14 protein-coding genes are annotated in these 12,161 nt (G+C 70.9%); 8 read left to right on the top strand and 6 right to left on the bottom strand.

All coding sequences use genetic code 11. From position 1 onward, the window contains the following. Positions 1-864: a cytochrome c oxidase subunit II gene (coxB, locus tag B4N89_RS21895; protein ID WP_078977529.1), complete on the bottom strand. Its 864-nt coding sequence runs from the start codon at positions 862-864 to the stop codon at positions 1-3. A gap of 235 nt (positions 865-1,099) precedes the next feature. On the opposite strand from coxB, the gene B4N89_RS21890 reads away from it, so the two are divergent. Then, positions 1,100-2,500: a cysteine desulfurase/sulfurtransferase TusA family protein gene (locus tag B4N89_RS21890; RefSeq protein WP_078977528.1), complete on the top strand. Its 1,401-nt coding sequence runs from the start codon at positions 1,100-1,102 to the stop codon at positions 2,498-2,500. A gap of 74 nt (positions 2,501-2,574) precedes the next feature. Here the strand turns inward: B4N89_RS21890 and B4N89_RS21885 are convergent, their stop codons facing one another. Continuing rightward, positions 2,575-3,552, bottom strand: coding sequence for a carbohydrate kinase family protein (locus tag B4N89_RS21885; RefSeq protein ID WP_078977527.1), 978 nt, complete (start codon positions 3,550-3,552; stop codon positions 2,575-2,577). 186 nt (positions 3,553-3,738) lie between these two features. On the opposite strand from B4N89_RS21885, the gene B4N89_RS21880 reads away from it, so the two are divergent. Then, entirely contained in the window at positions 3,739-3,960 is a 222-nt protein-coding gene (locus B4N89_RS21880) for a hypothetical protein (RefSeq protein WP_078977526.1), read from the top strand. 123 nt (positions 3,961-4,083) lie between these two features. Continuing rightward, positions 4,084-4,665: a hypothetical protein gene (locus B4N89_RS21875; protein WP_078977525.1), complete on the top strand. Its 582-nt coding sequence runs from the start codon at positions 4,084-4,086 to the stop codon at positions 4,663-4,665. A 91-nt stretch (positions 4,666-4,756) separates the two neighbouring features. Here the strand turns inward: B4N89_RS21875 and B4N89_RS21870 are convergent, their stop codons facing one another. Next, positions 4,757-5,110: a HesB/IscA family protein gene (locus B4N89_RS21870; protein ID WP_020553010.1), complete on the bottom strand. Its 354-nt coding sequence runs from the start codon at positions 5,108-5,110 to the stop codon at positions 4,757-4,759. A 195-nt stretch (positions 5,111-5,305) separates the two neighbouring features. Between B4N89_RS21870 and nadA the strand changes: the two genes are divergently transcribed. Then, positions 5,306-6,490, top strand: a complete 1,185-nt coding sequence (gene nadA / locus B4N89_RS21865; protein ID WP_101897138.1) for a quinolinate synthase NadA — start codon at positions 5,306-5,308, stop codon at positions 6,488-6,490. Positions 6,491-6,614: 124 nt separating this feature from the next. Here the strand turns inward: nadA and pspAA are convergent, their stop codons facing one another. Both pspAA and B4N89_RS21855 read right to left on the bottom strand, forming a co-directional pair. Then, positions 6,615-6,893 (bottom strand): PspA-associated protein PspAA, encoded by a 279-nt coding sequence (pspAA, locus tag B4N89_RS21860; RefSeq protein WP_078977523.1) that lies wholly within the window; start codon positions 6,891-6,893, stop codon positions 6,615-6,617. Further along, positions 6,890-7,651, bottom strand: coding sequence for a PspA/IM30 family protein (locus B4N89_RS21855; RefSeq protein ID WP_101897137.1), 762 nt, complete (start codon positions 7,649-7,651; stop codon positions 6,890-6,892). Before B4N89_RS21855 ends, pspAA begins: the two co-directional genes overlap by 4 nt. A gap of 199 nt (positions 7,652-7,850) precedes the next feature. Between B4N89_RS21855 and B4N89_RS21850 the strand changes: the two genes are divergently transcribed. The 3 genes from B4N89_RS21850 to B4N89_RS21840 all read left to right on the top strand — a co-directional run bounded on the left by B4N89_RS21850 (position 7,851) and on the right by B4N89_RS21840 (position 10,351). After that, positions 7,851-8,456 (top strand): DUF3043 domain-containing protein, encoded by a 606-nt coding sequence (locus B4N89_RS21850; protein WP_078977521.1) that lies wholly within the window; start codon positions 7,851-7,853, stop codon positions 8,454-8,456. Continuing rightward, positions 8,453-9,223 (top strand): class I SAM-dependent methyltransferase, encoded by a 771-nt coding sequence (locus tag B4N89_RS21845; RefSeq protein ID WP_078977520.1) that lies wholly within the window; start codon positions 8,453-8,455, stop codon positions 9,221-9,223. Before B4N89_RS21850 ends, B4N89_RS21845 begins: the two co-directional genes overlap by 4 nt. A gap of 129 nt (positions 9,224-9,352) precedes the next feature. Continuing rightward, the gene (locus B4N89_RS21840) at positions 9,353-10,351 is read left to right on the top strand and encodes an aldo/keto reductase family protein (protein WP_078977519.1); all 999 of its coding nucleotides are present in this window, start codon (positions 9,353-9,355) and stop codon (positions 10,349-10,351) included. Positions 10,352-10,424: 73 nt separating this feature from the next. Here the strand turns inward: B4N89_RS21840 and B4N89_RS21835 are convergent, their stop codons facing one another. Beyond that, complete coding sequence (locus B4N89_RS21835) at positions 10,425-10,631, bottom strand: hypothetical protein (RefSeq protein WP_078977518.1); 207 nt, start codon at positions 10,629-10,631, stop codon at positions 10,425-10,427. Positions 10,632-10,723: 92 nt separating this feature from the next. Between B4N89_RS21835 and B4N89_RS21830 the strand changes: the two genes are divergently transcribed. Continuing rightward, positions 10,724-12,040 (top strand): bifunctional adenosylcobinamide kinase/adenosylcobinamide-phosphate guanylyltransferase, encoded by a 1,317-nt coding sequence (locus B4N89_RS21830; protein ID WP_078977517.1) that lies wholly within the window; start codon positions 10,724-10,726, stop codon positions 12,038-12,040. Positions 12,041-12,161: the final 121 nt, after the last annotated feature.

The following is a 12,161-nucleotide window of genomic DNA, read 5'->3' as shown; positions in this document are numbered from 1 at the left end:
TCACTTCTTCCCGTGCGCGTCAACGGGGGCCGGCTCGTTGATCTTGCTGCGCAGCTCGCCGGTCTGGCCCTTCGCGGCCAGCTCCTTGAGGTGCTGGACGTAGTCGGCCTTGTCCACGATCTTCACGTCGAAGAGCATGCGCGAGTGGTCCACACCGCACAGTTCGGCGCACTTGCCGCCGTAGGTGCCCTTCTTGGTCGGAACGACCTCGAACTTGTTCGTGCGGCCCGGGATGATGTCCTTCTTGTACAGGAAGTTCGGCACCCAGAACGAGTGGATGACGTCCGGCGACGTGAGGTCGAACCGGACCGACTCCTTGACGGGCAGGTAGAGCGTCGGCCTCTTGCCGGGCGTGCCCTGCTCGTAGACGTCGACCGTGCCGTCGGCGGGGTCGCCCTTGTAGTTGAAGGACCAGCTCCACTGCACGCCGACCACGTTGATCACGTTGTCGGGGTTCTTGGAGAGCTCTTCGAGCTTGGTCTCGTCACGCGCGGTGAAGTAGAAGAAGACCGCGATCATGATGCCGGGGATGACCGTGTACAGCACCTCGATGGGGAGGTTGTATCGCGTCTGCGGCGGGATCTCGATCTTGGTGCGCGACCGGCGGTGGAACGCGACGCTCCACAGGATGAGCCCCCACACCACGGCCCCGACGATCAGCGCTGCAATCCAGGCGCCCTGCCAGAGCGACAGGACTCGCGGACCCTGCTCGGTGACAGGGTTGGGCAGGCCGAGTCTCGGCAGGTCCTTGGAATCGACGGAGCAGCCGGTGGCGGTCGCGGTGACGAGGCCCAGAGCCAGCAGCTGCGGCACCCTGCGCCGCATCCAGCGCCGCGGCGAGCGGTCGGAGCCGTAGGGACTCACGTAGCGCCTTCCCGAATGTCTCGCCCGCGCGCGAGTCGGGGTGGGGAACTTTTCTTCCCTGACGACCCGTTGCGCGGACAGGTATGGATGTTTCTGCGGGCCAAACCCTACTCCAGCCCTATTCGGGTCGCGCGCGGAGGTCTGGTGTGGCGGGCCGGGTAGATGTGACGGTGCGTCCGTTCGGGCGAACGGCCCGAACGCGTCCGGGATTCGGTTATTGGCTACGGTCCGACCCATGGCGTATTTCGACGCGGCCTCCACCGAACCACTGCACCCGGCCGCGAAAGCGGCGTTCCTGAGCACGCTCGACGAGGGCTGGGGCGACCCCGCGCGCGGCTATCACGACGGCCGACGGGCGCGGATGCTGCTCGACGCCGCGCGGGAGACGGTGGCGTCGGTGCTCGGCACCCGACCTGATGAAGTGTCATTCACCACATCCGGGACACAGGCGGTCCAGTTGGGCATGCTCGGCGTGCTCGCCGGACGCCGCCGGGTCGGTGCCCATCTGGTGCTCGGCGCGGTCGAACACTCCTCTGTACTGCACACCGCGGACACTCACGCGGCCCGTTCGGAGCAGCGCGGAACGACCGCGGAAATCACCCGGACGGGGGTGGACCGTACGGGCCGCCTCGACGTGTCGGCGTTCGCCTCGGCGCTTCGTTCGGATACCGCGCTCGCGTGTGTGCAGAGCGCCAACCACGAGGTGGGCACGGTACAGCCGATCGCCGAGGTGGCGGCGGCGTGTCGGGCGGCGGGTGTGCCGCTGCTCGTGGACGCCGCGCAGTCGGTGGGCCGACTGCCGGTCCCGGACGGGTGGTCGGTGCTGACCGCGAGCGCGCACAAGTGGGGCGGCCCGGCCGGGGTCGGTCTGCTCGTGGTGCGCAAGGGCACCCGCTACGTGTCGGCGCTGCCCTACGACGAGCGCGAGGCGCGGCGGGTGCCCGGCTTCGAGAACGTGCCGGCGATCGTGGCGGCCGCGGTCGCGCTGGGTGCGGCGAGCACCGAGTCGGCGGAGGAGGACGCGCGCCTGTCCGGGCTGGTCGACCGGATCCGCGCCCGGGTCCGCGAGACGATCCCCGACGTCGAGGTGGTCGGCGACCCGATCGAGCGGCTCCCGCACATCGTCACGTTCTCCTGCCTGTTCGTGGACGGCGAGGTGCTGCTGGCCGAGTTGGACCGGGCGGGGTTCGCGGTGTCCTCGGGGTCCTCGTGCACGTCCTCGACGCTGACGCCCAGTCATGTCCTGGAGGCGATGGGCGTGTTGTCCCAGGGCAACATCCGCGTCTCGCTGCCGCGCGGCACGGCCGAGGCCGAGGTGGACCGTTTCCTGGCGCTGCTCCCGGGCCTGGTCGCCCGGCTGCGCGCGGGAGTCGCGCAGCCGCCGGCGGCGCCGGTCGCGGCCGCCGCCGAGGAGGGTGTGGTGGTCGACGCGCTGGGCCGGCGCTGTCCGATCCCGGTGATCGAACTGGCCAAGCGCATCCTCGACGTCGAGGAGGGCACGGCGGTCGTCGTGCTCTCCGACGACGAGGCGTCGGCGCTGGACATCCCGGCCTGGTGCGAGATGACCGGCCACGAGTTCGTTCGCGCCGAACCCCGCGAGCGCGGCAGCGCGTACGTGGTCCGGCGCCGTTCCTGATCCGTGCCGCGACGACCTGGGGCGCCGGTCGGGCCGAAACGGGCCCGGCCGGCGCCCGAGGGCCGGCCATCGCGTCAGAGCGGCAGGTGTTCCGCGACCTCGGCCGCGGCCGCGTCGCCGTACGCCCCGGCGAGCCGGCTCAGGAACGACCCGCGGCGCAGCGAGTATTCCTGGGTGCCCACCGTCTCGATGACCAGGGTGGCCAGCATGTTGCCGACCTGCGCGGCGCGCTCCAGGGACAGGCCCCACGAGATGGCGGACAGGAAGCCGGCGCGGAACGCGTCGCCGACGCCCGTCGGGTCGACCTTGGCCTCCTCGGCCGGGCAGGTCACCACGATCGGGTCCTCGCCGGCCCGCTCCACCCGGGCCCCGCCGGGGCCGAGGGTGGTCACCCGTACGCCGACCTTCTTCAGGATGTCCGCCTCGGACCATCCCGTCTTCTGCACGATCAACGCGCTCTCGTACTCGTTGGTGAGCAGGTACGCGGCGCCCTCGATGAGCCGGCGGATGTCCTCCCCGTCCATCCGCGCCAACTGCTGCGAGGGGTCGGCCGCGAACGGGTAGCCGCGCTCGCGGCACTCCTCGCTGTGGCGCAACATCGCCTCGGGGTCGTTGGCGCCGATCACGACCAGGTCCAGGCCGCCGACCCGGTCGGCCACCGGCCGCAGTTCGATCTCCCGCGCCTCGCTCATCGCCCCCGTATAGAAGGAGGCGATCTGGTTGTGCTCCTCGTCGGTGGTGCACACGAACCGGGCGGTGTGGTGGGTCTGCGAGATGTGCACCGACTCGGTGTCCACCTGGTGGCGGTCCAACCACGAACGGTAGTCGACGAAGTCCGCGCCGGCGGCGCCGACCAGGATCGGCGACAACCCCAGGCAGCCCATGCCGAAGCAGATGTTCGGCGCCACGCCCCCGCGTCGGATGTCCAGTTTGTCGACGAGGAAGGAAAGCGAGACCACGTGCAACTTGTCCGAGACGAGTTGGTCGGCGAAGCGACCCGGGAACGTCATCAGGTGATCGGTGGCGATCGATCCGGTCACGGCAATACGCATGGCACGTCTCTCCTGTGGAGTACGGCGAGCAACGGTGCGAACGAGGGGGGTGGGGAAACCCGCACACATTAACCCACCTCGCTCCGGTGACCTTCGCAAACTACCCATGGGTACACCGTGCCGTCACGCTCCGTGCGAACTAGGCTGGAAATCCCCCAATGATCAGTCAAGTCGAGGAGTCAGGGAATGTCCCCGATGCCCGTGATGCCCGCGATGCCGTCCCAGGCCGAGCCCGAGACGCTCGACGACCTGCGCGGCGACTGCCGTCACATCGATGCGTCGTGGACCACGCCCGGCCCGGAGCGCACGCCGGCCAAGGCGGCACCCGCCGGCTCGCACGCCCCCGCCACCGACGTGCCCGCGCACGGCGCGACCCTCGTGGCGGGCATGTCCGAGTACGGCGACTGACCGCCCCGGGCCGCCCCGCCTCGGGAACCGCCCCGGCGGCGGGCGCGTCCAAGGGCCATGCGTATCCACGGCGAGCCCGATGACCGCATCCGACCCGAACCTTCCGCGCGCCGGCGCCCGTTGATGACCGTCCTGGCGATCGTCGGGGTGCTCGGCATCGGCGGCGGCGCCTGGGCGCTGCAGGGCGACGGCGACGAGGGATCACCCCGTTCGAACGCCGCCGACCCGAGCGCACCGGCGCAGATCGAACCGGCCGCTCCCGGCGGCGCGGCGAGCGGTGCCCCGCCCGCCTCCCCGAGCGATGCCGCCCAGGCCCGACCCGGCGCACCCGCCACCGACAACGGCGCGGGTCCCGACACCTCGACGTCCTCCCCCAGGCTGCCCGGGGCCGCTCCGCACACCTACCACCCGGCCCAGCCGAACACCCGCTTCAGCCGCTACACGGTGGCCCCCGACGGCCGCACCCTGACCGCGTGGTCGTGGGGCGGCCAATGCGAGACCGACCGCCTGGTGGTCACGAGCGATACGGCCGACGCGGTGGCCGTCCGGGTGGAGGTGACCCGGATCGGCGACGTATGCACCGACATGGCCGTCGAGAACAAAGCCGACGTGATGCTTCCCACACCGCTGGGCGCCCGCCGGCTCGTCGACGCCGAGACCGGCGCGACCGTCACGCCCGGCGGCAACCCCTTAACCGCCGGCTGACCGCACCCTCCCCGAACCCCCATACGACGACGCCGCGCCGGCCCCTGCGGGCCGGCGCGGCGTCAAAGTTCGGGACGTGTCCCGACGGGGATCAGTGGAACGAGTCGCCGCACGCGCACGAGCCGGCCGCGTTCGGGTTGTCGATCGTGAAGCCCTGCTTCTCGATGGTGTCGACGAAGTCGATCGTTGCGCCGCTCAGGTAGGGCGAGCTCATCCGGTCCGTGACCACGGAGACGCCGTTGAAGTCGGCCACGACATCGCCGTCGAGCGAGCGCTCGTCGAAGAACAGCTGGTACCGCATGCCGGAACAACCGCCGGGCTGGACGGCCACGCGCAGCGCGAGATCGTCGCGACCCTCTTGCTCCAGCAGAGTCTTGACCTTGGCCGCCGCCTCATCGCTGAGGAGGATGCCACCGGTCTTGGTGGTCTCGTCCTGGACAGTCATCTGCAAGCTCCCACGTGGTGGTTCGACATTCGTACGCCACTTCCACCGTCGGCAACCGATGGTGGCTCGGCCCTATTCCCACATCATGCTTCGGGCCCTCGCGTTTTACTCATGGTCGCACACCCCCACTCTCGTCAACCTGACATGAACAGGATAAGATGATTAACGTCAAGTAGACGAAAAGAGGTGCGCGCAGTGACCGCGACACACGATCTGGACCTGCCGCCGGGGGTGCGGCCGACGCCGCTCGCCCTGCTGATGCTCGGGCGCGCCGCCGACGCGCGCAGCGAACGCGGCGTCGAGTGTCCCGGCGACCTTCCCTCGCCCTCCGACCCGAACCTGGTGGCCCGGGCGCGCGCGGCCAAGGAGAAGCTCGGCGACAAGGTCTTCATCCTGGGTCACCACTACCAGCGCGACGAGGTGATCGAGTTCGCCGACGTGACCGGCGACTCGTTCAAGCTCGCGCGCGAGGCGGCGGCCCGACCCGACGCGCCGTACATCGTCTTCTGCGGTGTGCACTTCATGGCCGAGAGCGCGGACATCCTCACCTCCGACGACCAGCAGGTGATCCTGCCGGACCTGGCCGCGGGCTGCTCGATGGCCGACATGGCCACCTCGGAGCAGGTCGAGGAGTGCTGGGACGTGCTCGCCGAGGCGGGCATCGCGGACGTGACCGTGCCGGTCTCGTACATGAACTCCTCGGCCGACATCAAGGCGTTCACCGGCCGCAACGGCGGCACGATATGCACCTCCTCCAACGCCAGGCGGGCCCTGGACTGGGCCTTCGAGCAGGGCGAGAAGGTGCTGTTCCTGCCCGACCAGCACCTCGGCCGCAACACCGCGGTCCTGGAGCTGGGGCTGAGCCTCGACGACTGCGTGCTGTACAACCCGCACAAGCCGAACGGCGGCCTCACCGTCGAACAGCTGCGGGCGGCGAAGATGATCCTGTGGCGCGGGCACTGCTCGGTGCACGGCCGATTCGACGTGAGCTCCGTCGAGGAGGTGCGCGAGCGCATCCCCGGGGTCAACGTGCTGGTCCACCCGGAGTGCCGGCACGAGGTGGTCACCGCGGCCGATCACGTGGGCTCGACCGAATACATCATCAACACGCTGGACGCGGCCGAGCCGGGGTCGGCGTGGGCGATCGGCACCGAGCTGAACCTGGTCCGCCGGGTCGCCGCCGCGCATCCGGACAAGCAGGTCGTCTTCCTCGACAAGACGGTGTGCTTCTGCTCGACGATGAACCGGATCGACCTGCCGCACCTGGTCTGGACCCTGGAGTCGCTGGTCGAGGGCACCGTGGTCAACCGCATCCGGGTGGACGCGGAGACCGAGAAGTTCGCCAAGGTCGCGCTGGACCGCATGCTGGCCCTGCCGTAGGGCGCCCACCCGCCGCGGGCCGTCGCCGGGCGTGCGCGGGCGGTGTACCCACGTGAGCGAGCGGTGTGTCCCGGAAGCCCCGGGGCACACCGCCCACACGCAGCACGGAAGAGCGATGGTCTGGTCAGCCCGGGATCAGGCCGTCCGCACTCAACATCTTCCTGACCTCGTCCACATGCGCGTCCTCCGCCGGCAACAGCAGGTCGGAGGGCACGATCGCGTCGTCCGGCACCGGAGCGCCGAGTTCGCGGACCCTGGACAAAAGCGCCGTCAGCCCCGCGCGGAAGGCGGCGTCGTCGCCGCCCTCGATCGCGACCCGAAGCTCGTCGTCGAGCCGGTTGAGCGCATCGAGATGCTCCTCCGCGACGTCGAGCTGGCCCTCACCCACGATCCGCACGATCATGTGCCTTCTCCCTGCTTGTCGAACCGCGGCCGGGGCTGACCCGGGCCGATCGCCGGCGGCGGGGTGCCTCCGGACAACTCGGCCTTCATCCGCTCCAGCTCCAGTTCCACATCCGACGTGCTGGACAAACGCTCCAGCTCGGCGGTGATGTCGTCCTTCGCCATCCCGGTCGGGTCGTCGAGAGCGCCCGAGGCGAGCAACTCGTCGATCGCGCCCGCACGGGCCTGCATCTGCGCGGTCTTGTCCTCGGCCCGCTGGATCGCGAGCCCGACGTCGCCCATCTCCTCGGAGATCCCGGCGACCGCGCCGCCGATCCGGGCCTGGGCCTCGGCCGCCGTGTACGTCGCCTTGATCGTCTCCTTGCGGGTGCGGAAGGCGTCGACCTTGGCCTGCAGTCGCTGCGAGGCAAGGACGAGCTTCTCCTCCTCCGCCTGGAGGTTCTGGTGTTGGGTGCCGAGGTCCGAGATCTGCTGCTGTACACCCGAGCGGCGCATCAGCGCCTCGCGGGCCAGATCCTCGCGACCGAGCGCCAGCGCCTTGCGGCCCTGGTCCTCGAGCTTGCCCGACTGCTGCTGCAGACCGGTCATCTGCAATTCGAGCCGCTTGCGGGAGGTCGCCACATCGGCCACACCCCTACGCACCTTCTGCAGCAGTTCGAGCTGCTTCTGGTACGAGTAATCGAGCATCTCGCGTGGATCCTCGGCCTTGTCGAGGGCCTTGTTGGCCTTCGCGCGGAAGATCATCGCCATTCGCTTCATTACACCGCTCATGGGCCTCGCGTGCCCCCTTCGTAGGCAACCCGTGCTGCTCCCTGAAGCCTAAATGCCCAAGCGACCTTGTGGCAGCAGGGCTTTGCCTCACTTGACGTCTTCCCGCCCGCGAGAGTTCCGGATCGTCCTCGCGCCCGATTCGGGGAGCGTTGAAATCTCCCGCCCCCCGAACACGTAGGCTTTGCCCGTGTTCCGACGACGTTCCCACGCAGAGCCCGAGACCGCCGAGCAGTCCCTGGAGCGTCTCCAGGGCGAGTCGGCCGTCCGGGACCCCCAGGCCCCGAAGGGCCGCCCCACGCCCAAGCGCTCCGAGGCGCAGGCCAACCGCAAGACCAAGGTGTCCGTGCCCAAGGACCCCAAGGCGGCGCGCAGGCAGGCTCGGTTGCGGATGCGCGAGGAGCGCGAGACACAGCGCCAGGCGCTGCTCACCGGCGACGAGCGGGCGCTGCCGGCCCGCGACCGGGGGCCGCTGCGCCGGTTCGCCCGCGACTACGTCGACGCGCGCTACACGGTCGGCGAGTTCTTCCTGCCCTCGGCCGTGATCATCCTGATCCTGAGCATCCTGCCGAGCCTGGCGATCAAGAACTTCTCGCTCTTCCTGTGGCTCGCGGTGATCCTGCTGATCATCCTCGACTCGGTCCGGGTCAACATGGGCCTGAAGAAGGCGTTGCGGGCGAAGTTCCCGAAGGAGAACCTCAAGGGCGTCACCCCGTACGCGCTGATGCGCTGTCTCCAACTCCGTCGGCTGCGGCTGCCCAAACCGCAGGTCAAACGAGGCGAGAAGGTCGCATGACGACGATCACCGGGCTGAGCGGCGACCTGCACACGCAGGTCCGCCGCGAATTGGTGGCCCGCCAACTGGCCGAGCACATGACGAGCCTGCGCGACCGCGGTCCGCTGCGGGTGCTCGACGTCGGCTGCGGGCCGGCCTCGCCCGGCATCCTGCTCGCCCGTGCGGGACACATCGTCACCTCGGTGAACACCGACACCGACGTGCTCACCTCACTGCACGAGGACCTGGCCCGGGAGTCGGCCGACGTACAGGGGCGGATGCGGCTGGTCGAGGGCGACGGCGCCGAGGCCGGCCGGCACTTCCCGCCGGGCAGCTTCGATCTGGCCGTCTGCCACGACGTGCTGGAGGCCCAGCCCGAGCCCGACGGCATGCTCGCCGCGCTGGCCCGGATGATGTCTCAGGGCGGGTTGATCTCGGTCACCTCGCGCAACGCCGGATCGCTGGCGATGCGCGCCGGGGCCGCGGCCCAGTGGACCGCGACGCTCAAGGGCCTGTCGGCGACCACGTATCCCAACCCGGCCGGCGGCACGCTGCGCGCGGACACCGTCGACGGGCTGTGCACGGTGCTCGCGGACCTGGGCGCGCCGGTCCTGGACTGGTACGGGGTGGGCGTCTTCAGCGGCCTCCAGCCCGACGACGCCGAGCCGCCGCGCGGCCAGAAGGCGTGGACGAACCTGCTCGCCTGCGAGGAGGACGCGTCGCGCCGCGACCCGTACCGCCTGATCGCACCGGTCCTGCACCTGGTCGCCGAGAAGACCGTGCGCTAGGTCCCGCCCGGGGCTTGGGGTGCGCCGGACGCGGCGGCGCGTGGCAGGACCCGGGCGGCCCACCACGGCGACGGGTGTGTCCGGTGAGGCGGAAGATCGTCGCGCGAGTGTCCGACATAGGGTGTTCGCATGGACTTCCGACACCTCGGCCGCAGCGGTCTCGTCATCAGCGAGATCGCCTACGGCAACTGGCTCACCCACGGCTCCCAGGTGGAGGAGGACGCGGCACTCGCGTGTGTGCGGGCCGCGCTCGACTGTGGCATCACCACCTTCGACACCGCCGACGTGTACGCGGAGACGCGCGCGGAATCGGTGCTCGGCCGGGCGCTGAAGGGCGAACGCCGCGAGGGCCTGGAGATCTTCACCAAGGTCTACTGGCCCACCGGTCCCGGTCGCAACGACCGGGGCCTGTCGCGCAAGCACATCCTCGAGGCGATCGACGGGTCGTTGTCGCGCCTGGGCACCGACTACGTGGACCTCTACCAGGCCCACCGGTTCGACTACTCGACGCCGCTGGAAGAGACCATGTCGGCCTTCGCCGACGTGGTCCGCGCCGGCAAGGCGCTGTACATCGGGGTTTCCGAGTGGAACGCCGAGCAGATCCGCGCCGCCGCCGAACTCGCCCGCGAGCTGCGCGTGCCGCTGGTCTCCAACCAGCCGCAATACTCGATGTTGTGGCGGGTGATCGAGGCCGAGGTGGTGCCGGCCTCGGAGGAGTTGGGGCTCGGCCAGATCGTCTGGTCGCCGATCGCGCAGGGTGTGCTCACCGGCAAGTACCTGCCGGGGCAGCCGCCGCCGGCCGGATCGCGCGCCACCGACGACAAGGGCGGCCAGGACTTCGTCTCGCGGATGCTCACCGACGATGTGCTCACCCGGGTGCAGCAACTGCGCCCGCTGGCCGACGAGGCCGGTCTCTCGCTCGCGCAGCTCGCCGTCGCGTGGGTACTGCAGAACCCGAACGTGTCGGCCGCGATCATCGGCGCGTCCCGCCCCGAGCAGGTGCGGGAGAACGTCAAGGCGGCGGGTGTCCGGCTGGACGAGAGCCTGCTGAACAAGATCGACGTGATCCTCGACCCGGTGGTCAACCGCGACCCGGCACTCACCCTGAGCCCGAGCACGCGTCCGTAGCCGAAAACGCCGCGGGGCGCGGCCTGGGCCGCGCCCCGCGGCGGATGGGATCGGCGCGGTCCGCCGCGCGGGGTCAGCCCTCGGCGGCGCGCAGACTCATGTGTTCGTAGACGACGGCGTCGTCCTCCAGCAGGCTCACCTGCTCGATGCCCGCCGCGAGCAGGTCCTTCCAGGTCTCGCCGAGCCAACTCTCGGCGTCCGACTGGTTGGTGAAGTCCTCGGCCTCCGGGCCCTCGACGGGGGCACCGTCCGCGTCCTCATACCGCCACACCCACGACATGTCGGGCTCCTCATCTCGGATCTCGGACCGTCAAAAGACCTGCACAGTAGATCAAGCCCACCCGCCTCATAGCCAGGAGCTCGACGACACCCATGGAGCTGACGCTGCTCGGCACGGCCGGTCCCAAGGGCTGGCCCCAGCCGTTCTGCACCTGTGCCTCGTGTCTGGGGTGCACCGGGCCGGCGGTGCGCGGACCCGCGTGCGTGCTGCTCGACGGCACACTGCTGCTCGACTGCGGTCCGGAGCCCGCGCACGCCGCCGCGCGGGCCGGGTACCCGCTGACCGGGGTGCGACGGCTGTTGCTGAGCGGTCCGGCCGAGACCGCGCCGCTGGCCTGGCTGCCCGCGGCGGGGCTCGACGAGGTGGCCGCGCCGTCCGCGCCGCCGGCCTGGTTGCCGGCGCCGTCGGCGGGCGGCCCCCAGTGGCGACGGGTCGCGGCGGGTGACGCCTTCGAGGTGGACGGTCGGCGAATACGGGTGTTGCCCGGCGGGACTCCCGGGCGGGTCGCCTACGAGGTGATCGGAGCCGACGGTACGCGGCTGCTGTACGTGCCACCCTCGACGCTGCCGCCCGAGGCCGAGGCCGGGCGGGCCTGGACACGCGGGGGCGGGCCCTACGACGTGGTGTTGCTCGACGTGGTGTCGTGGCCGGAGCGGCTGGCCACGCTGCGGCGCGACGGCGCGGTCACCGAGGACACCGACGTACTGGCGATCCACCTGTCGCACGAGTCGCCGCCGGGCGAGGAGTTGCACCGCCGGTTGGCCGCGTGGGGCGCTCGCGCGGTGCCGGACGGCGGCGTGGTGCGGGTCGGCGCCGACCCCTCGCCGACGCCGCGTCCGCATCGCACCCTCGTTCTGGGCGGGGCCCGCTCGGGCAAGTCGGCGGAGGCCGAACGGCGCCTGGCGGCCTGTCCGGACGTGCTCTACGTGGCGACCGGCGGCACCCGGGAGGGCGATCCGGAGTGGGCCGAGCGAATCGCGCTGCACCAAAATCGCCGACCGGACACCTGGAGCACCGCCGAGACGGTGGAGTTGACCGCGCTGCTCGCCGAGGCCCGTCGGCCGCTCCTGGTGGACTGCCTGTCGTTGTGGCTGACCGCGGTGATGGACGCGCACGGCGCGTGGGACGACGACGCGTGGGCGGACGGCGGCGCGCGCGAGGCGGTACGGGCCGACGTCGCGGCGCTGGCCGCCGCGTGGCGGGCGTGCCGTGTCCCCGTGGTCGGCGTGAGCAACGAGGTGGGCAGCGGCGTGGTCCCGGCAACCCCCGCGGGCCGCCGCTTCCGCGACGAACTGGGCCGCCTCAACGCGACGATCGCGGCCGAATCCGACGAGGTCCTCCTGGTGGTGGCCGGCCAACCCCTCACCCTCCGAAGCCTCCCAAACCAAGCCAAACACGCCACCGACTGACCCCACCCCCAAACACACGGCAGGCACCCCCGCAAGCAAGCGAGCAGGCAGGCGAGCAGAGCGGGTGGGGAGACAGGCGACCGGTGGCCGGCCGCTGTCAGGCCGGCGCGCGCAGGCGAGC

Source organism: Embleya scabrispora (genome assembly GCF_002024165.1).
GTDB classification, from domain to species: Bacteria; Actinomycetota; Actinomycetes; order Streptomycetales; family Streptomycetaceae; genus Embleya; species Embleya scabrispora_A.
The sequence above is the reverse complement of the archived record's forward strand: the minus strand, read 5'-3'. Positions and strand labels throughout refer to the sequence as shown.